This window comes from Shewanella sp. SM95, assembly GCF_025653595.1.
Classification (GTDB): Bacteria; Pseudomonadota; Gammaproteobacteria; order Enterobacterales; family Shewanellaceae; genus Shewanella; species Shewanella oncorhynchi.
This window is the reverse complement of sequence record NZ_JAKKSE010000013.1, coordinates 14208-32069: the sequence shown is the minus strand read 5'-3', so window position 1 is coordinate 32069 and position 17862 is coordinate 14208. Positions and strand designations below refer to the sequence as shown.

The 17862-nt window shown below is 45.1% G+C and carries 20 protein-coding genes; 7 read left to right on the top strand and 13 right to left on the bottom strand.

Features of this window, described 5'->3' with window-relative positions; all coding sequences use genetic code 11:
- The first annotated feature begins 60 nt into the window (after positions 1–60).
- The 4 genes from L5M29_RS14410 (at position 61) to dolP (ending at position 3550) form a co-directional block, all read left to right on the top strand.
- A complete protein-coding gene (locus tag L5M29_RS14410) occupies positions 61–1962 on the top strand; it encodes a penicillin-binding protein activator (RefSeq protein ID WP_263168372.1) in 1902 nt (633 codons plus the stop codon).
- Complete coding sequence (locus L5M29_RS14405) at positions 1959–2285, top strand: YraN family protein (RefSeq protein ID WP_105250524.1); 327 nt, start codon at positions 1959–1961, stop codon at positions 2283–2285. Before L5M29_RS14410 ends, L5M29_RS14405 begins: the two co-directional genes overlap by 4 nt.
- Before the next feature lie 108 nt (positions 2286–2393).
- Positions 2394–2987, top strand: a complete 594-nt coding sequence (locus L5M29_RS14400) for a phosphoheptose isomerase (RefSeq protein WP_105250525.1) — start codon at positions 2394–2396, stop codon at positions 2985–2987.
- A complete protein-coding gene (dolP, locus tag L5M29_RS14395) occupies positions 2984–3550 on the top strand; it encodes a division/outer membrane stress-associated lipid-binding lipoprotein (RefSeq protein WP_105250526.1) in 567 nt (188 codons plus the stop codon). The genes L5M29_RS14400 and dolP overlap by 4 nt, the downstream gene beginning before the upstream one ends.
- Before the next feature lie 75 nt (positions 3551–3625).
- On the opposite strand, the gene L5M29_RS14390 is transcribed toward dolP, so the two are convergent.
- Complete coding sequence (locus tag L5M29_RS14390; RefSeq protein WP_131525400.1) at positions 3626–4510, bottom strand: DMT family transporter; 885 nt, start codon at positions 4508–4510, stop codon at positions 3626–3628.
- Between the two features lie 120 nt (positions 4511–4630).
- Between L5M29_RS14390 and L5M29_RS14385 the strand changes: the two genes are divergently transcribed.
- Positions 4631–5503, top strand: coding sequence for a LysR substrate-binding domain-containing protein (locus tag L5M29_RS14385; RefSeq protein WP_173913161.1), 873 nt, complete (start codon positions 4631–4633; stop codon positions 5501–5503).
- A gap of 61 nt (positions 5504–5564) precedes the next feature.
- Here L5M29_RS14385 and trpS read toward each other — a convergent pair whose 3' ends face one another.
- The 3 genes from trpS to rpe form a co-directional block, all read right to left on the bottom strand.
- Complete coding sequence (trpS, locus tag L5M29_RS14380) at positions 5565–6563, bottom strand: tryptophan--tRNA ligase (protein ID WP_113941452.1); 999 nt, start codon at positions 6561–6563, stop codon at positions 5565–5567.
- A 70-nt stretch (positions 6564–6633) separates the two neighbouring features.
- Positions 6634–7311 carry a phosphoglycolate phosphatase gene (locus tag L5M29_RS14375; RefSeq protein ID WP_131525402.1) on the bottom strand — a complete coding sequence of 226 codons (678 nt, stop codon included), beginning with the start codon at positions 7309–7311 and terminating at the stop codon, positions 6634–6636.
- 2 nt (positions 7312–7313) lie between these two features.
- The gene (gene rpe / locus L5M29_RS14370) at positions 7314–7988 is read right to left on the bottom strand and encodes a ribulose-phosphate 3-epimerase (RefSeq protein WP_012090481.1); all 675 of its coding nucleotides are present in this window, start codon (positions 7986–7988) and stop codon (positions 7314–7316) included.
- Positions 7989–8264: 276 nt separating this feature from the next.
- On the opposite strand from rpe, the gene L5M29_RS14365 reads away from it, so the two are divergent.
- Both L5M29_RS14365 and L5M29_RS14360 read left to right on the top strand, forming a co-directional pair.
- Positions 8265–8630 carry a hypothetical protein gene (locus L5M29_RS14365; RefSeq protein ID WP_105250531.1) on the top strand — a complete coding sequence of 122 codons (366 nt, stop codon included), beginning with the start codon at positions 8265–8267 and terminating at the stop codon, positions 8628–8630.
- Entirely contained in the window at positions 8630–8815 is a 186-nt protein-coding gene (locus tag L5M29_RS14360; RefSeq protein ID WP_131525403.1) for a DUF2970 domain-containing protein, read from the top strand. The genes L5M29_RS14365 and L5M29_RS14360 overlap by 1 nt, the downstream gene beginning before the upstream one ends.
- Before the next feature lie 18 nt (positions 8816–8833).
- On the opposite strand, the gene L5M29_RS14355 is transcribed toward L5M29_RS14360, so the two are convergent.
- The 9 genes from L5M29_RS14355 to L5M29_RS14315 all read right to left on the bottom strand — a co-directional run bounded on the left by L5M29_RS14355 (position 8834) and on the right by L5M29_RS14315 (position 17851).
- Entirely contained in the window at positions 8834–9673 is an 840-nt protein-coding gene (locus tag L5M29_RS14355) for a Dam family site-specific DNA-(adenine-N6)-methyltransferase (protein WP_131525404.1), read from the bottom strand.
- Positions 9674–9721: 48 nt separating this feature from the next.
- Positions 9722–11155, bottom strand: a complete 1434-nt coding sequence (locus L5M29_RS14350) for an AAA family ATPase (protein ID WP_263168371.1) — start codon at positions 11153–11155, stop codon at positions 9722–9724.
- Between the two features lie 18 nt (positions 11156–11173).
- The gene (gene aroB / locus L5M29_RS14345) at positions 11174–12250 is read right to left on the bottom strand and encodes a 3-dehydroquinate synthase (protein ID WP_263168370.1); all 1077 of its coding nucleotides are present in this window, start codon (positions 12248–12250) and stop codon (positions 11174–11176) included.
- A gap of 9 nt (positions 12251–12259) precedes the next feature.
- Positions 12260–12775 carry a shikimate kinase AroK gene (gene aroK, locus L5M29_RS14340; RefSeq protein ID WP_006083542.1) on the bottom strand — a complete coding sequence of 172 codons (516 nt, stop codon included), beginning with the start codon at positions 12773–12775 and terminating at the stop codon, positions 12260–12262.
- A 216-nt stretch (positions 12776–12991) separates the two neighbouring features.
- Entirely contained in the window at positions 12992–15043 is a 2052-nt protein-coding gene (locus L5M29_RS14335; RefSeq protein ID WP_113941458.1) for a type IV pilus secretin PilQ, read from the bottom strand.
- Positions 15044–15064: 21 nt separating this feature from the next.
- On the bottom strand, positions 15065–15580 hold the full coding sequence (locus L5M29_RS14330) for a pilus assembly protein PilP (RefSeq protein WP_105250537.1): 516 nt from the start codon (positions 15578–15580) through the stop codon (positions 15065–15067).
- Positions 15580–16203 (bottom strand): type 4a pilus biogenesis protein PilO, encoded by a 624-nt coding sequence (locus L5M29_RS14325; RefSeq protein WP_173496129.1) that lies wholly within the window; start codon positions 16201–16203, stop codon positions 15580–15582. The genes L5M29_RS14330 and L5M29_RS14325 overlap by 1 nt, the downstream gene beginning before the upstream one ends.
- Positions 16200–16784, bottom strand: a complete 585-nt coding sequence (locus L5M29_RS14320) for a PilN domain-containing protein (protein WP_105250539.1) — start codon at positions 16782–16784, stop codon at positions 16200–16202. The genes L5M29_RS14325 and L5M29_RS14320 overlap by 4 nt, the downstream gene beginning before the upstream one ends.
- Positions 16772–17851, bottom strand: a complete 1080-nt coding sequence (locus L5M29_RS14315; protein WP_105253014.1) for a pilus assembly protein PilM — start codon at positions 17849–17851, stop codon at positions 16772–16774. The genes L5M29_RS14320 and L5M29_RS14315 overlap by 13 nt, the downstream gene beginning before the upstream one ends.
- Between the last annotated feature and the right edge of the window lie 11 nt (positions 17852–17862).

Below are 17862 nucleotides of genomic sequence, written 5' to 3'. Positions count from 1 at the left end.
CTTTCGTCAAGCGCGAGAGAAGGTTAAACTAGAGGCTGCATCTTACCAGAGTGAAGCCCAGTGTTAAAAAGCCTGAATACAACTAAGTTCGTTTCCGTGGCCATTTTATCGGTAATCTTGGCGGGTTGTGGCACTTCAACGCCCACCTCGACCGGAACTGCACCCACAGTGGCCACCTCTTTAGCATCCGCACCTTTGTCGGCCAATGTGTATTTGGCACAAGCCGCCAATAGCAAAGATCCGCAGCAGCGCGATACTAATCTGCTGCTCGCAGCCCATGCCTACATCAATGCCAACGACTACGCAGCAGCGCAGAAGCTACTAAAATCAATACAGCCAAGCTTGAATCAGAGCCCAACATTTCTGGCCGAACATAAATACTTGACCGCGCGCGTGCTTGAACATACGTCCACCTATAGTGATGCACTTAAAGTTCTGAATTATCCAAGCAATTGGAGTTTGCCAAGCTGGCAGATGACGGCTTATCACCAATTCAAGGCGCATTTATATCAATTGAATAAACAGCCTATTGAGCAAGTGCGTGAACTGAGTTTACTGACGACTTACTTGCCCCCCGCCCAAGCCAACGAGGTGAATAACGCGATTTGGCAAGTACTGCAGCCAATGCACGAACAAACCTTAAAAGCCTTTACCCAAGATGCTAAGACTCCTGTGTTTACGGGTTGGTTACAACTGGCTTATATCGCGAAGCATTATGCTGTCGATCCGACACAGTTAGTACGCTACTTAGGCGAATGGCAGAAACAAAATCCTTATCATCCTGCAGCGGCTAAGCTGCCCGCCGATCTTGACAGAGCCTTAAACGCTAAGCCATTTACGCCAAAAAACATTGCTGTGCTGTTGCCGCTGACAGGCCCAAGAGCTAACGCTGCCAATGCAATTCGCCAAGGCATATTAGCCAGTTACATGGCCAAGCAAAATGACCAAGTCGCAGTCAACTTTTATGACACGGCAAACGATGCTGCCAGCGCTTACCAACAGGCGCTAACTGCGGGAGCCGAATTTATTATTGGCCCATTACTGCCAACTGAAATTGAACAACTGCAAGTGATCAATGCGGCAAACACTACCGCCACTAATGCGGTGGCTAATACTGCCAACCCAGACAAAACGGCCAATACAGCAACAGCACCTGCTGCGCCTGTACCACAACTATTTTTAAATCAGGTTGATAAGTTCACACCCGATCCGAATAAGTTCTACTTTGCATTATCTCCTGCACAAGAGGCGGCCGATGCGGCGGAGCATTTATATCAAGATGGCGTAACTATGCCGTTACTGCTCGCCAGTAACGATGCCCTTGGCAAACGCATGGCCGAAAGCTTTATTCAAGCATGGAAAAAGAAGAGCGATAACCCTGTCGAAGTTCACTACTTCGATGGCGGTGATAAAATGCGCACCACAGTACAAGATGCCCTTGGTGTGCGCGATAGCCAAGAGCGGATCGCCCGTATTAAAGAGCTTTTAGGCAATTCAGTACAAGCCGACTTCCGCTCGCGCCAAGATATTGATGCCATTTATATGATTTCAACGCCACAGGATCTAACCCTGCTCAAGGCCTTTATCGACGTAAATTTTAGCGTTTTCACACAACCTGTGCCTTTATATACCTCAAGCCGCAGCCGAGTTGAAAATGAAAGCACACAAACGGCGCAGGATTTAAATAACCTGACCCTAAGCGACGCACCTTGGCTAATGCAAAACGGCGAAGAAAATCTGATGGTCAACACACTATTTTCGGGCTGGAATAACAGTCAGAAACGTTTGTTTGTTATGGGTTATGATGCAATGGATTTGATCGGCCGTTTAGCGCAAATGCGCTCATTCACAGGTTATCAATTCAATGGTCGCAGTGGTGCTTTATCTGTCAGTCCAGATGGAATAGTCAACCGCCAATTAAGCTGGGGACGTTATGAAAGAGGTAGCTTCCGCCAGTTATGACACTCGGACAGCAGGCAGAATCGCACGCCCAACGTTACCTTGAACAACAAGGATTAACTTTTGTCGAACGTAATGTCCGCTATCCGTTTGGGGAAATTGATTTAATCATGCGCCATAAAAACCATTGGGTATTTGTCGAAGTGAAGTATCGTTCGGCAAATCAATATGGCGGCGCATTACAGGCCCTAAGCAGCGCGCAGATTTCGCGAATTCGCAAAGCGGCTAGCCACTATTTACAACTCAATAGACTCGATGTGCCCTGTCGTTTCGATGTCATCGCCATGGAAGCCGATCAAATTCATTGGCTAGTCGATGCCTTTTAAGTGCCAATAGTGAAAGAGTGACTACACAAATTATTTTAACGTCTGTGCCTCAACACGCTTGTGGAAATATGGCATGATAGCAACACTTTATCCTGAAAGGATTTATCCATGTTAGAACGCATTAAAGACAGCTTTACTGAATCTATCCAGACAAAAATCGATGCAGCCGAAGCACTGCCAGAATCCATCGCCAAAGCGGCCGAGATGATGGTGCACTGTCTTTTGGGTGGCAATAAAATCCTTGCTTGCGGTAACGGCGGCAGTGCTGGTGATGCGCAACATTTCTCAGCAGAACTACTAAACCGCTACGAGATTGAGCGTCCACCCTTACCAGCCATCGCTCTGTCTACCGATACTTCAACCATCACAGCTATCGCCAACGACTATAGCTATGATGAGATTTTCTCAAAACAGATTTTTGCCTTAGGTCAACCGGGCGACATTCTGCTAGCAATCTCGACCAGCGGTAACTCAGGTAACGTGATTAAAGCCATTGAAGCCGCATTAAGCCGCGACATGACTATCGTAGCGCTAACAGGTAAAGATGGCGGTGCTATGGCTGGCCTACTGAGCGTGAACGATGTGGAAATCCGCGTACCTTCAAATGTCACTGCACGTATCCAAGAAGTGCACCTACTGGTGATCCATTGCCTGTGTGACAATATTGACCGCACCCTCTTCCCACAGGACGAGCAGCAATGAGACACGCTGCCCCGCTGTTAATGGTTTGCTTGCTGCTTCAAGGCTGCGCCGGTGCCGTTATGGTGGGCGCAGTCAGTGGCGCTATGATGGCCAACGACGAACGTACTGTTAAGACTCAGCTTGATGATACCAATACTGATTTTAAGATCACCAGCGCACTGCTAGAGCAAGAAGATCTTAAAAAACAAACGAATATCACAGGTGTATCCGTCAATGGCAATGTACTTATGATAGGCCAAGCCCCTAACTCTACGTTAAGGGATAAAGCCATCAAGGTCGTACAAGATCTTAAGCTCGGCGGCAAAATACATAATCAAATCCGCATTGGCAATCCAACCTCTTTCACCACCCGCAGCAATGACACTTGGGTTACAACCAAAGTGAAGGGCCGCATGCTGAACGAAAAAGATTTGGATGTGACTCGCATTAAAGTCATCACTGAAAATGGTGAAGTCTTCCTGCTGGGAGTTATTCATCGCTCACAAGCAGACTTAGCTGTTGATATCGCCCGTAATACTGCTGGCGTGCGTAAAGTGGTGAAAGTATTTGAGTATGCTAAGTAATTTTGCAGTTTACCTATTTAAAACTTGAGCCTAAGTGGTGAGCTAACTCGCCCACTTAGGCTTTAACCCTTGCTGTTATTTTCCCGTGAGTGTATCCGCTATCTTAGGTGCCGATTTTGATAGGAGCGATCCTAGCCAAGGTAAAAACAACGAAGGCAATACGATTAAGGCGGCACCGAGCCAACTTAAGTTATCCAACCATTCATCGAACAACAACCAGCCTAAAAAGACAATAAACAACAAGCCTGTGTATTCCGCAATCGCGATATCACTCGCCTGTGCCTTGCGGTAAGCCAGCACACAAAACCAGTGATAAACCAATAAAAATGCGTTGCTCAGCAAGGCCACGCCCACCAGCTCCCAACTCAAACCCTCAATCCCCTGAAACGCTGCAATCACTAACGTTGCCGGAATACCCAGCAAGTTATATAGCATTAGCGTTAGCACGGGATGCTCAGCATGGGGTACTTTTTTAAGTGCTAACTGATTCACTGCAAAAGTAAAAGCAGAAAACAGTACAGCAATGCCGTACCAGTTCATTTCGCTCGGCCGCAGGATAATCAAGATGCCGACAAAACCTAAGCCAGTACAGATTGTCTGAGCAGCGGTGATCCTCTCGCTCAAGAAGAAATACCCCATCAAAATAATCATTAGCGGTGCGGAGTAAAACAATGAGCTAACTGTCGCGAGCGGCAATGCCATTAAGCCAATAATTAAAAAAAGCGCGCCAACTGAGCCTATGTTGGCACGCCAAAGGTGAACTGAGATATGTGTCGTCATCGGACGCTGCGAATACAGCCACACTGGCAACAACATAAATACTGAAGAGATTTGCCTGACAAGGAGGAAAGTCGAGGCACTCGCATCGTCCGGTAACCACTTGATCGATACATCATAGAAGGCACTGAATAGGTTACCTACTATCAATAAAATCAAACCAATAACTACTGGGCGTTGCATTTTTTAACATCCATAAATCTCAATGGCGGCATGATAATCCTCGCAAAACTTAAGCTGAAATGATGCTTTCTCATGCTAGATGAATTAAATTCATACTAAAGCCTTTAGATATTGAAAATCATGAGAAAGCTCCCGCCATTACGCGCTCTACAAGTGTTTGAAGCTGCCGCCAGACAGCAGCATTTTTCTAAGGCCGCCGATGAACTGTGCATCACCCAAAGTGCAGTGTCGCACCAAGTGCGAGTATTAGAAGAGTATTTTGGCGAGCAACTGTTCGACCGTCAGGGGCGTAAACTGCAGTTAACGCCTAAGGGGCACGGACTATTTTTAGAGTTAGAGAGGATATTCAACGAGTTAAGCGACCTCAACTTAAAAGTACGCGATACGCCAAATCAACAGCTCTGCCTAGCCGTTTACAGCTCATTTTCAGTAAAATGGTTGATCCCAAGACTCGCCGATTTTCGCCGCCAATATCCGAGCGTGAAAATCCGCCTCGAGATGATCACCCAAGATCCTGATCTAAGCACCAGCACCGCGGATATCTTCATCGCTGGTAAGCTAAATCAACGTGGCTATTGGCAACAGTTACTGCACAAAGAGCGTTTAATTCCTGTATGCAGCCCCAGTTTTTACCTTAAATGGCGCGACATAAGCCTGAGTAATTTCCAGCAACAAGCTCTGCTGGTGGTTGATGAAGGGCCATTAGGGCTTGACTGGCACAAGTGGTCATCGGCGCACCAAATACCACTCGATAACGAACAACAGCATGTGTTTAGTCATATTGTGATGGCGATTGAAGCGGCGATTGCTGGCCAAGGCTTAGCCCTAGCGCCGGACTTTATGGTGGCTGGCGATATCACCACGGGGCGTTTAGTCGCCTTGAATCTTCCCGATGTGCATACCGGATTTGAATTTACCTTCTTTTGTAAGCAACGCCGTTTATCAGAACCAGCGATTGCCGCTTTCTCATCTTGGCTAAAATCACAGGCTTAGGATGAATTTACAGGCACAAAAAAGCCGACGCGAACGTCGGCTTAATTTATCGATCGATTGATTACACTAACAAACCAATCTTCTCATACACTTTCTTCAGGGTCACTTCGGCGCGCGCCTGCGCACTCTGTGCACCAGCTTTCATCACTTGGTCTAAGTAAGCGCGATCGCTACGAATCGCGCGGTAACGCTCTTGTAGTGGCTCTAACATGCTCACAACCGCTTCACCTGCTGCACCTTTCAAATGGCCATACATCTTGCCTTCAAACTCGGCTTCTAGGCTCGCAATGCTTTGCCCTGTCACACCCGACATGAGACTCAGCAGGTTAGAAACACCCGGTTTATTATCCACATCAAAACGCACGACTGGCGGCTCATCACTGTCTGTCATGGCTTTTTTCAGCTTCTTCAGCACTGATTTCGGATCTTCTAGCAGGCCGATAACGTTATTACGATTATCGTCTGACTTAGACATCTTCTTTAGCGGCTCCTGCAGTGACATAACTTTAGCGCCAAGCTCAGGAATAAACGGCTCAGGAATGGTGAAAGTATCACCATAGGCATTGTTAAAACGAGTAGCGATATCACGCGTTAACTCAAGGTGTTGCTTCTGATCTTGGCCAACAGGGATTTCGTTCGCTTGATAAATCAGAATATCCGCCGCCATCAACACTGGGTAGCCAAATAAACCCACGTTGATGTTGTTAGCGTGCTTTTGTGATTTATCTTTAAACTGAGTCATGCGGCTCAACTCGCCCATTTGGGTATAGCAGTTTAATGCCCAACCCAATTGCGTATGTTGTGGCACCTGTGACTGGATAAACACTGTACTCTTTTTAGGATCGACGCCACAGGCCAAATACAGGGCTAAGGTATCTAAACACGCTTCGCGCAATGCTTTAGGATCTTGGCGCACAGTAATGGCATGCAAATCAACTACACAATACAGGCAGTCGTGGCTATCTTGCATCGCAACCCATTGACGCAATGCACCCATGTAGTTACCTATGGTTAATTCGCCGGACGGCTGTGCACCGCTGAGTACTATGGGTTTGGTCATTACGTCATTGCTCCACTATCTATATATAAAAAGACTAAAAAAAATCGACTAAAGAACAGGTAACCCCCCATTACTTGGTAGGTTTTACCCAGTTCAGAATCTCACTAAATTGCTCACATACGGCATCTGGGCCACTGAGGCCAATATCTTCACCGTAGTTGTAGCCGTAGGTCAAGCCGATTGACGCTATCCCAGCCGCTTTCGCCGCTAAAATGTCGTTTTTAGAATCGCCGACCATCAATAACTCAGTTTTCTCCAATTGCCACTCATGCAATAAATGCTGCAGCGGCAAAGGGTCAGGCTTCATCTTAGCTAAGGTATCGCCACCTAACACTAAGCTGAAAAAGTCGTTAATCCCAAAAGCATTGAGTAATGGCATGGTAAAACGATAGGGTTTATTGGTGACAACCGCTAACTTAAAGCCTGCATCAAACAAAGTTTGCAGCACTTGATGCACGTCGCTATACAGCGCACTGTGCTTTTCAAGATTTTCTTGATAATGATGCATAAAAATCGGCATAGCCGCATCAAGGGTTGTTTGCTCAACATCCGTACCCAAAGCATGACTCATAGCACGGCGCATCAACATCTCTGCACCGTTACCGACCCAAGTACGAACTTGCGCCTCAGAGCAGCTCTTCAAACCTAACTCAGTCAAGGCTTCCTGCGTAGCAACGGTTAGGTCCGGCACACTGTCAATCAGCGTGCCATCTAGATCAAACGCAATCGCTTTAATCTTATCCCACATGGCTATGCCCCAACTTTAGCAAGTTCGGCACGCATCTCATCAACAACGGCCTTATAATCGGGCTTGCCGAAAATAGCCGAGCCCGCAACAAACATGTCCGCACCGGCGGCCGCGATTTCGGCGATATTGTCGACCTTAACGCCGCCATCGACTTCTAAACGAATATCAAAACCACTGGCATCAATACGCGCACGCACTTGGCGCAGCTTATCTAAGGTTGATGGAATAAAGGATTGACCACCAAAACCAGGGTTCACTGACATCAATAGGATCACGTCGAGTTTATCCATCACATGGTCAAGATAATGCAGTGGTGTCGCAGGATTAAACACGAGACCCGCCTTGCAACCGCACTCTTTGATGAGCTGAAGAGTGCGATCGACGTGCTCAGAGGCTTCTGGGTGGAAAGTAATAATAGACGCGCCCGCTTTAGCAAAATCAGGCACGATACGGTCAACCGGCTTGACCATCAAATGCACATCAATATCAGCGGTAATCCCATAGTTACGCAGTGCTTGGCACACCATAGGGCCAATCGTTAAGTTAGGAACATAGTGATTATCCATCACATCAAAATGTACTACGTCGGTTCCCGCATCTAACACAGCTTTTACATCGTCACCCAAACGGGCAAAATCGGCAGATAAAATTGATGGAGCAATCAAGAATGGACGCATAAAACACTCGCTGCTATTTGGATAAAAAGTGCCTTATTTTACCCTGAGCCAAGCTAAGCCTCTATAGCTAAAGCCACATTTCTGGCAATTGATCCGCTATGTCTATGTCAGTAAAGCAGCGCACTCTGCAGCTATCGCAGTAAATTGGGGCTTAGATTCGGTAAAATAAGCTAATATTTCCGAGCATTTTGGCTGGAATTGATAATTTTTTGTTCATAAACTAAGCGAGTTTGTTATACTCGAGGCGCAGTGCTGGTTCATTCCAAAGGAAGCGTTATGATGGAGCGGTTTAGTCAGTTTTCACACTATGTTAGGTCGGTGACATTCAAGTCATCTATGATGTTGGCATTTACTGCAGTTGTAGTGGCCACGCTAGCTTTTGGCGTTGAAAAACTGACGGAAAATACCGAAACTGCATCTTGCGCTTGTAGCAATGACACTCGTTACAACAATGCACTGCCCAGTAGCCACCCTAATAATCGCTGCGCCGATCAAGCACAAACCTTAAGCTGGAAAACGTGGCTTACAGGTAAAAACCGTTCGAGTCAGTTCCACTTTGTCGATCTACTTGAACTATTACATGGTCATCAAGATAAACCTATGGATGATCTCAAGCCCACTACGTCGCATCTCGCCTATTAATGCTTAGCCGCATTTGGCAAGTATTCCACAGTACCATTGCCGCCTTTTTCGGGGTACAAACTAGCGAAAATCGTAAAAAAGATTTTCAAACCAGTTCCCCATTGCCCTACATAGTGATGGGCATAGTGTTAGCTGTCATCCTAGTGGCAAGTCTGATGTTTCTCGTAGGACAAGTGCTTAGCTAAACGTTATTTATGTTGAAACTAGTCGTCTTTTGGATCGTAGTTTTCATCATATAGCGCCATCAACTCATCCACTTTATTACGACCACTGCCATTTTGGCTAATGTTGCGTTGCACTTGAATTTTCGCTAAATGCGCGCCGCGATATAACTCGCGAGTTAATGGAATATCGTGATTACTAATCAATACCGGAATACCACGCTCTAACGCGGTATGGCGCGAATGACGAGCCAGCAGTGCTTGATCGTCTAAACTAAAACCTGCACCAACATATGTCGTGAAACTGGATGTAGTAGATAACGGTGCGTAAGGTGGATCGCAATAGATAACATCGCCACTGCGTGTCTGCTCAAAGGCTTTTTCGTAACCAATGCATTTAAACTCAGCACGTTGCGCTTTTTCAGAAAAGGCCCAGATTTCCTTTTCGGGGAAATAAGGTTTTTTATAGGAGCCAAAGGGCACATTGAAGCCACCCTTACGGTTATAACGGCATAAGCCATTAAAACCATGGCGATTTAAATAAAGAAAATACACAGAACGCTGGAAAGGGTCGCGACATTTATTAAAGTCGGTCCGCACCTGATAGTAAGCTTCCTTTTGATTCATCTCATCGACAAACAATGCTTTAGCTGCGGCAATGTATGCTTCTGGTTGATGCTTCACTATCTGATATAACTCGATCAAGTCCTGATTAATGTCACAGAGCAGGTAGCTAGGATAATCCGTATTCAAGAAAACGGATCCTGCACCCACAAACGGCTCGACCAAACGGTCTCCTGCGGGTAAATAACTGGCTAAATCATCCACCAATTTAAATTTACCGCCAGCCCACTTAAGGAAGGCTCTGTGTTTTTTTATCATTTAACTTGATGAATGCCGACAAAAATAAAGGCCATGATTGTACTCTGTTTATTCTGAAATTTCACGATTTGAGAGACTTTCTTCTACTTGATAATCTTTCAAATCGGCCCATTTTCTGACCCAAGGTTGCTCAAAACGATACTCCTTAACCAATTGAGCCGCCGCATTCGAAGCCAATTTGCTACTGCTGTAGTGACCAACGAGGACAACCCACCGCTGTTTATACTTTGCGACTCGAACACCCTCGACATTCTCAAGACTCTTTAATGTCGAACGCAGGGTATCTAACTGAGCAACACTCGCTATTTGTACGGTATAACCTTTGAGTGGCTTTTGCGGTTCCAAAACTGTTTTATCAACCTTTGCCACCTCTGGCGCTGGGGACTGAACATCTACCGTTTTAGCTTGAGGCTCTGCATCCACAGTTGGCTCATCACCACCAAAAGACTTGCTACTGACTTCACCAACGATCACTAAGGCTGCATCATCAGGCTCAGGATGTGGTGCCTCACCATGGAATTCACTTAATGGATCGACAGCCGGTTCTGTTTTGGCTTTGGATGTTTCTATTTCGTTAACGGTCACGGGTACGGCGGCAAACTTTAATTGATCAGCGCGCAGAGCAAAATAGGGGGCTAAGATTTTTTGCCCATAGGACAAGAAAGCGGGTGAATCTATCGCAGGAAAAGTCGCAGTCTCTAGGGCTTGCTCTTCAGAAAATGGTTGAGTAACACCAAGCCAAATACCTAGCGCTAACAACATGCTCACAGCTGTCACCACAGCTTTATATTTCATCCAAGAAGATGTTTTCTCTTGCGGGCTATGCAAGGCTTTATCTAACAGATTGACCACTTCTTGCGGCGTACCCATTTGCTTCTCAAGCTGACTGCGTACGATTTCCCTTGGCGTAAAAGGGTTTTGATCGCTGTATCTCAGCAATGTTTGATACAAAGCTTCACGCTCTGGCATGGTTAACGGCTCAATACTGATAGGCAATATTTGCCGCCGCAATTGCTCGGGTAATTGTGGCAATAGGTCCGCTAAGAATGCCGGTGGAACCGTGAGCGTGACGGCAATATTCTTACCCGCACACTGGATCTGATTGAGAATAATACACTCAGCCCAGAGCGCCTTAGGTAATAAATGCGCATCATCGATAATAATATGTAAAGGTTTAGTTTGCGTGCTCGCAAGCCGCAACAGGGTATCGGCGAGGGGAATGTCGTCGTCAAAAATAGGGGATGAAATTAGCTGGACTAGAATTTTGCGGCGTATCTCAGCGTTATCGGCATGCATAGGACAAATCACAAATGCCGCATTTGACTCGTCAAAATCGGTCGCTAATCCGGTAACTAAGGTCGTTTTTCCTGAACCGCTGACACCAGAAAGCACCAGCAGCTGATCGCTATAACTGGCAACATGATGCATTCTTTGTATGAGGGCTTCCTGAGAAGGAAGCAAGACAGAACCCTGAAACGTCACTCGCCCACCACACAGTTTTTATGCGCAGCGAATAACCTGTTCAAGGGTAGATTCTGTGACTTGACTAAACACATCCGCGCGGCCTATTGCCGTTGGGAGCACCAGTCGAATCTGACCGCCTAAAACTTTTTTATCGCGTCGCATATGTTGAATGAAACTGTCGAAATCCATAGATTCCGGCGCACTCACTGGAAGTTCAAAAGCTTGTAGTAACTGTATGATACGACAAACTATTGACTCATCGATAAGCCCCAGTGCTTTAGCTGTTTTAGCAGCAAGGACTGTGCCAGCTGACACGGCTTCACCATGCAGCCAATTACCGTAGCCCATTTCGGCTTCAATCGCGTGACCAAAGGTATGACCCAGATTCAACAAAGCACGCACGCCCTGCTCAGTTTCATCTTGGCTAACCACATCGGCTTTAATCTCACAGCAACGAGAGATAGCATAAACTAATGCTTCGGCATCTAAGGTTTTTAGCGCCGTTACATTATCTTCAAGCCATTGAAAAAAATCAGCATCCCACATGATGCCATACTTGATGACTTCCGCCATTCCCGCCGCAAACTCGCGCGCTGGAAGCGTATGTAAACATAAAGTATCGATAAGCACGATTTGTGGCTGATAAAAGGCCCCAATCATGTTTTTACCAAGAGGATGGTTAACAGCCGTTTTACCGCCGACGGAAGAATCCACCTGCGACAATAAAGTTGTCGGAATTTGAATAAAATCGATCCCACGTTGATAACATGCCGCGGCAAAGCCCGTCATATCACCAATCACGCCGCCACCCAAAGCCACCAGCACAGAATCTCGACCATAGTTTTGCTGCAGCAATGCAGTAAAAATAGTATCTAGATGTGCTAAGTCTTTGAATTGTTCGCCATCGGGAAGGATAACACTCTCGACCTCACCAAACGAAGCCATCGTCTCTTGTATCTGTTTAAGATACAAAGGCGCGACAGTTTCATTGGTGACGATAAGAATACGTTTTTTAAGCAGGTAGCGAGACAAAGTCTCGCCATCACTCATCAAATTCTGGCCAATGTAAATGGGATAACTACGTACACCTAAATCAACCTGAATTTGCTTCATAAATTCTGCCTAAAAACCTAATTGCTCAATGATCTGATTTGCGACGATCTTTGCGCTTTGATCATCGGTTTTGACAATCACATCGGCAATTTCTTCGTACAATGGATTACGGATCTCTGCAAGATTCTCCAACACTTCTCGAGGATCATCCACTTGCAATAATGGGCGTCGCTTGTCTCTTTGAGTACGAGCAACCTGTTTGTCGATAGTGGTTTCCAGGTAAACCACAATGCCACGAGCAGACAGATGATTACGGATATCTTTGCTTTGTACTGAACCACCACCGGTGGCAAGGACGATACCTTGTTTCTCAGACAAATCAGCAATAACCTGAGCTTCACGACGACGGAAGCCTTCTTCACCTTCGACGTCAAACACCCAAGCAATATCAGCGCCTGTGCGTTGTTCAATCTCTTGATCCGAATCGTGGAATTCTAAATGCAGCATTTGCGCCAGATGGCGACCAATTGTGCTTTTACCTGCGCCCATAGGGCCTACCAGAAAAATATTACGTTTTTCAGCCATTTCTTGTACGTCTGAATCTTATTGAAAAGTATGCCTATATCGACTCAACATCAAGCCGACCTATATGTTACCTTGCTCTTATGAGACTTGACCGAGGATTATCTCAGCTTAGGGTCTACTATGGCAAGCCATGTGCGCTATTTATGCAAAGAATTGTATTCCAGTAATAATAAAGCCAGCAATCACTGCTGGCTTTAGTCGATACATAGCAAGTGCTTAGATCTTCTCACCGACTATTTTGGGGGTTACGAAAATAAGTAGCTCTTGGCGCTCATTTTTGTCTGTTGTGTTCCTAAACAGGAAACCGACTAAGGGAATGTCACCGAGAATAGGGACTTTACTCACACGGCTGATCAAGTTTTGCTGATAAATACCACCAAGGACTATGGTTTCACCGTTATCAACTAGCACTTGAGTGCCAATACGCTGGGTATCGATGGCGACAGCGGGGCCCGTTGGTGTGTCAACCGTCTTGCCCTGAGAGTCTTGGGTGATTTCCAAATCTAAAATAACGCGGTTATCAGGTGTAATTTGTGGTGTAACTCGCAAGGACAACACGGCTTTCTTAAAAGTGACCGAGGTTGCACCGCTTGAAGTCGACTGCACATAAGGGATCTCCACACCCTGCTCAATATAAGCCGCCTTTTGGTTAGAGGTGGTAATACGAGGGCTGGCGATAATTTCACCCTTATTTTCTTGCTCTAACGCACTCAATTCCAAATCAAGAATAGTACCATCTGCCAACTTAGCAACGTGGAATGCGATACTTGTTGGATTGGTCACTGCCGCAGGCAAATTAACGTTTAAACGTTGGTCTGGAGTTGGAATGATGCCGTTGGCAATACTCTGAGCACCTTCTAATGTACCAGAGGTTCCCTTACTGCCCTGCTGATCCGTTACGCCCCAACGTATGCCTAAGTCTTCAGAGACATCATCTTTGACCGTTACCATACGTGACTCGATCAGTACTTGACGAATAGGGATATCGAGTACTTCGACTAAACGATGGATGTTCTCAATCGTTTCTGCCGTATCTTTCACGAGTACAGTGTTGGTACGTTCATCGACCGCAACTGAGCCGCGTGGCGATAGTAAGCTAGAATCTGCGCTTTTCAGCAGCTCAGCAATGTCGATCGCTTTGGCATAGTTAATTTGCAAGTACTCAGAATACAAAGGTGCTAACTCTTTAACTTCTTGCCTATTTTTGAGATTTTGGCTTTCACGAATAGCCAACTCTTCGCTCGGTGCCACCATTAAGATGTTGCCTTCGATACGCTTATCTAGGCCTTTGGTTTGTAGAATCAAATCTAATGCTTGGTCCCAGGGCACATCGTCCAACCTCAAGGTGATGTTGCCTTCAACAGTATCACTCGTGACTAAGTTAAAATTGTTATAGTCAGCAATGATCTGCAAAACAGTACGTACAGGGATATTTTGAAAGTTAAGCGATAAAGTACGGCCATTGTATTTTTTAACATCTTTCTTGGCGGCAACTCTCTCAACTTTATTCATAGAGAGTCTAAAGAGATTATCCTCTTGCTTATAACTGAACTCATATTCACCAGCAATATCAACTAAAATGCGCGTTGTTAGATCTTCTTTAAATGTCTCGAAGCTTTTTACTGGCGTTGAAAAATCTTTCACATCCATAACATAAAGCAGATCACTATTAATATCAGTGTTATATAACTTAACTTCGAGTTTAGCGCCCACTTGCTCAACGTTAACGGCAACAGAGCGGTTATTCAAATAGACCAATAACTCACCGCCACCATTTTCATTACGACGAAAATCGATATTTTTAATGCTATTAACGAAGGGATTTTCTGCCTGAGTCTGAGCGCCTGCAACCTCATCATTAATAGTGAGTCGATATGAGTTGCCCATGACTGAACCTTGGTAAGGTTTCACTTTGGACATACCTAAGGTGACTTTAAGACGAGTATCTTGCTGCTCAGTCATCATGTCAGTTACACCGACTTGATTAATGGGTAAGCGATCCTTAGATAAACCAGAAATACTATTATCAAAGGTTAATACGAGCTCTGCAGGCGAGGCATTAGAGTCAATAACTGGCGGAGTGACCGCTTCTTCAAATACCAACTCTAGCTCTAACTGGTGGTCAACCAAGGCATGGTACTTAACATCCATTAATCGGTTTGCAGCATAACTCGATGGCAAAATTCCAAATACCAATGCGATCCCAATAACAGACTTGATTAAGCCTGAAGAAATTAACGGGACTTTTATCGCGGCAGAAGATTTCATTATTCCCTCATCCTTCGCTCGTTATTCTCCAGAAAGTTCTAAATTGCTCGTCCTTTCGGACCAACAACCTGAACCATCTGGAATTAATTCTACTACTTCGACATTTTGTGAAGTAACTTTAGAAATGCGTCCATTAAACAGACCTAAATACTCACCAACGCCCATCCGATAAACACTGCCGTCATTTGTTTCAACTAACGCCCAAGTTGTATCGGCTTCACTTAAGGTGCCACGCATTTTTAAATTATCTAAAGGATAAGTTTCTAATCGTCCTTTTCGACGCTTTAAGTCCGGTTGTAAACAATCTTTGCTGGTATCAACAACTTCTTCCGTTAACTCACGCGAAGGTGGTACAAAAGGGCTACGCATTAATTCGGCTTGATAGGCAAAATGCTCAAATCTTGGCGGCTCTTTCAAGGGCGGGATATGAGCAACGTGTTGCGCTTTGGTTGTAGTAACAAATAGCTCTAAATCACTACGATCGCCAACACAACCCATTAAAAAAAGACTCAAGGCTAACAAAGGTAAGAATTTCATTATTTCTTCCCCTTATTAGCAGGTTTTTCTGGCGGTAATTCAGCCCCTTCTTTAAAGCGGTATGTCTTGGCTAAGATATCCATTGCTAAGTTGCCGGCTTCATCTCGCTTAATGGTGAAATCATGGAGGCTAACGATACGCGGCAGCTTAGCGACACCACTCACCATACTACCTAGCTGATGGTAATCTCCCGTCACAGACATTTTAATTGGAAACTCAATATAGAAATCCCGCTGAATTTCGGCCTCCCAATTCAAACTATTAATTTTGAGTCCTGCATCCGTAGCGACAAAAGTTAAATCGTCTAGCAAACCTGGCATTTCATTTTCAGAGGGCAGCATCTTCAGTAACTCTGCAAACTGCACTTCCATCGTCGCTAGCTGCTCTCGGTAGAGTTTTAAATTTGCCGCAAGTTGATACTTATTCTTGAAATCATCTCTGAGCTGCACTTCTTTATCTTGCTCTGCGGTATAAATATCTACCGAATCGGAGACGACCAAGAAATATCCCGCAGCAAAAACACAGAGTGCTAAAAGGATCGCAAAAAAGGTTTTAACTTGATTTGGCCAACCACCAATATTTTCAAAGTCGATATCATTAAATTGACTTAGATCGAGTTTCATTTACTCGCTCCTTTTGTCATTTTCTCAGGCTCATCTACACTCGCGCCTTTAATAGTGACTCTCAAACTAAAACGCTGTAATTGCCGTAACTCTTCATTTTGGGTCACGATCGATTGCATATTAGGATCGGTTAACCATTCGGAAGTTTTCACTTTTCGCATCATGTTGGCGACGTTATTGTTCGATTCACTACGCCCTTCAATCAGCAACAAACTGCCCTTTTTCTCTAGGCTAGACAGATATATTCCTGGAGGTACAATTCGAACAAGCTCATCTAATACGTGAGTAGGCAAATTACGGGATTGCTGTAGATTAAGAATAATTTCTGTACGCCGCTCAATATCTTTCTTACGTTCAGTAATTTTCTTGATCTCAGAAATTTGTGTTTCAAGCAGACTGATTTCCGATTGCAAATAAGCGTTACGTGCTTTTTGCTCATCTGTCATAACATCTAATAAAGATACTGCGACATAGACTAAAATCGCCGACGCTAAAAATACTGCCGCTAAAATACCAATATAGTCGCGCTTTTGTTTTTCTCTCGCCTCTTCTCGCCAAGGGAGTAGGTTTATGTTCGCCATTGACCGTAACTCCTCAATGCTAAGCCACAAGCAACCATATATTTGCTGATTGTAGGTTGCAGCGCACTTTTAACCGACTCATCGGCATGCAAACACCCTTGAAAAGGATCGGCGATAATAGTGTGAACACCCAATTCATTCGTCAGTAAATTAGCCATACCTTCTAATTTAGATGTTCCACCGCATAATACGAGGTAGTCGACTTTATCTTTACCGCTGGAAGTGCAATAAATCTGCAGCGTACGTTTTATTTGTTGTAATAGCTGAGTTTGAAAAGGTGACAAAACTTCAAACATATAATTTCGTGGTAAGTCGCCTTCAATCTTTGCTTTCTCAGCTTGATCATAAGACATGCCATAGAAGGATAATATCGACTGAGTAAATTGCTCACCACCGAAAGCTTGCTCACGAATAAAAGTCGTCTCACCCGATTCAACCACAGAGAAAGTCGTCATATTCGCGCCGATATCAACCATAGCGACGGCTTTATGTTTCGCTCCTTCTGGAAGCTGAGCCAGAATTAACTCGGCAGCTCGACCTAAAGCGTAACCTTCAACATCCACCACTTTAGCCTCAAGTTCCACGCTATCCAGCGCATCGACTCTGACATCAATATTATCAGTGCGGCATGCGCTCAACAGCACATCAACTTTAGTAGGATCGGTACTGTTTACGTTTAGCGTTTCAAAATCTATGCTAACTTCATCGAGTGAATACGGAATAAGGTTATCGGCTTCAATTTCTATCTGTGCCTCCATTTCTTCCTCACTAAGGGAGGCATCCATGTAGATCACTTTCGTCATCACAGCAGAACCCGAAACAGAAACAGCGGCATATTTAACGGATTTAGGCAGGCTACGTTTTATTTGCTTAAGGCATTCAACAACGGCATCAGCATCACGAATATCATGATCGTTAACGGCCCCCTTCTTAATGGGTACCGCGGCATGACTCAATATTTTGTATCCGTCAGCAGTCTTACTCAACAAAATGGCCTTAACTTCATGGGAACCGATATCGATTCCCACCATCTGCGGAGCCTGACGCTTCCATAAATTTGAAAGCATATCCATTGTCA

Coding starts and splice junctions, on each gene's coding strand:
- aroK (WP_006083542.1), bottom strand. CDS start 12,775: ATGGCTGAAAAACGTAATATTTTTCTGGTAGGCCCTATGGGCGCAGGT.
- L5M29_RS14360 (WP_131525403.1), top strand. CDS start 8,630: ATGCTTAGCCGCATTTGGCAAGTATTCCACAGTACCATTGCCGCCTTT.
- L5M29_RS14320 (WP_105250539.1), bottom strand. CDS start 16,784: ATGGCGAACATAAACCTACTCCCTTGGCGAGAAGAGGCGAGAGAAAAA.
- trpS (WP_113941452.1), bottom strand. CDS start 6,563: ATGACCAAACCCATAGTACTCAGCGGTGCACAGCCGTCCGGCGAATTA.
- L5M29_RS14385 (WP_173913161.1), top strand. CDS start 4,631: ATGAGAAAGCTCCCGCCATTACGCGCTCTACAAGTGTTTGAAGCTGCC.
- L5M29_RS14405 (WP_105250524.1), top strand. CDS start 1,959: ATGACACTCGGACAGCAGGCAGAATCGCACGCCCAACGTTACCTTGAA.
- L5M29_RS14400 (WP_105250525.1), top strand. CDS start 2,394: ATGTTAGAACGCATTAAAGACAGCTTTACTGAATCTATCCAGACAAAA.
- L5M29_RS14355 (WP_131525404.1), bottom strand. CDS start 9,673: ATGATAAAAAAACACAGAGCCTTCCTTAAGTGGGCTGGCGGTAAATTT.
- dolP (WP_105250526.1), top strand. CDS start 2,984: ATGAGACACGCTGCCCCGCTGTTAATGGTTTGCTTGCTGCTTCAAGGC.
- L5M29_RS14315 (WP_105253014.1), bottom strand. CDS start 17,851: ATGCTTTCAAATTTATGGAAGCGTCAGGCTCCGCAGATGGTGGGAATC.
- L5M29_RS14365 (WP_105250531.1), top strand. CDS start 8,265: ATGATGGAGCGGTTTAGTCAGTTTTCACACTATGTTAGGTCGGTGACA.
- L5M29_RS14335 (WP_113941458.1), bottom strand. CDS start 15,043: ATGAAATCTTCTGCCGCGATAAAAGTCCCGTTAATTTCTTCAGGCTTA.
- L5M29_RS14330 (WP_105250537.1), bottom strand. CDS start 15,580: ATGAAATTCTTACCTTTGTTAGCCTTGAGTCTTTTTTTAATGGGTTGT.
- rpe (WP_012090481.1), bottom strand. CDS start 7,988: ATGCGTCCATTCTTGATTGCTCCATCAATTTTATCTGCCGATTTTGCC.
- L5M29_RS14325 (WP_173496129.1), bottom strand. CDS start 16,203: ATGAAACTCGATCTAAGTCAATTTAATGATATCGACTTTGAAAATATT.
- L5M29_RS14375 (WP_131525402.1), bottom strand. CDS start 7,311: ATGTGGGATAAGATTAAAGCGATTGCGTTTGATCTAGATGGCACGCTG.
- L5M29_RS14390 (WP_131525400.1), bottom strand. CDS start 4,510: ATGCAACGCCCAGTAGTTATTGGTTTGATTTTATTGATAGTAGGTAAC.
- aroB (WP_263168370.1), bottom strand. CDS start 12,250: ATGAAGCAAATTCAGGTTGATTTAGGTGTACGTAGTTATCCCATTTAC.